Genomic DNA, 762 nt, shown 5'->3' on the forward strand with positions numbered 1-762 from the left:
CCTGATGCGGCGGCGCAAGCTTTCCTCGCCGGGGAGAACGACGCCGCCGTCACCTACGAGCCGTTCATCTCGGCGGTGCGCGACAAGTCGGACCAGGGCCATATCCTGGCGACGACGCTCGACTACCCGATGGTGCTCGACACGGTGGGCTGCACACCCGAATTCCTGAAAACCAATCCGGATGCCGCCAAGGCGCTGGCCGACAGCTATTTTGATGCACTCGACCTGATCAAGAGCGATCCGCAGAAATCCTACGAGACCATGGGTGCCGACGTGAAACAGTCGGCCAAGGAATTCGAGGATTCGGCGAAATACCTGAAATGGGCCGACCGGGCGGAGAACAAACAGTTCTTCACCAAGGAATTCCAGGACTTTTCCAAGACCGCCGGCGAACTGCTGCTGCAGATGGGACTGATCAAGGAAGCGCCCGACGTCACCACGTTGGCTGACACCAGCGCGGTTTCGAACTGATCGTTCGGCCTTTGACCATCAAGCGGCGGCGCCTGGCGCTGCCGCCTTCTCTTGGACAAAGCGCGATTTGAGCATGGGGACCATTTGAAAATGGCGACGATTTGACGATGCGCCCCTTGCATCCCGTCTCGCCGGGCATCCGAACCGTGCTCGGCATTTCCTTCTTCGTGCTTTTCGTGGCCTTCTGGGCTTGGATCACGCTAGGCGGCCACGTCAACCGCATCTTCCTCGCCGATCCGCTGTCGATGCTGCGGGATGGCTGGCGGCTTTTGGTCGAAGACCGTTTCTGGC

At 60.2% G+C, this 762-nt stretch carries 2 pseudogenes; both read left to right on the plus strand.

Going from position 1 to position 762, the window contains the following annotated elements:
- Window positions 1-471: pseudogene (locus EN932_RS37290) on the plus strand (ABC transporter permease); the annotation flags it as partial.
- A 107-nt stretch (window positions 472-578) separates the two neighbouring features.
- Window positions 579-762 (plus strand): annotated as a pseudogene (locus tag EN932_RS37295) (ABC transporter permease); the annotation flags it as partial.

This window comes from Mesorhizobium sp. M7A.F.Ca.US.002.01.1.1 (assembly GCF_004022955.1).
GTDB classification, from domain to species: domain Bacteria; phylum Pseudomonadota; class Alphaproteobacteria; order Rhizobiales; family Rhizobiaceae; genus Mesorhizobium; species Mesorhizobium ciceri.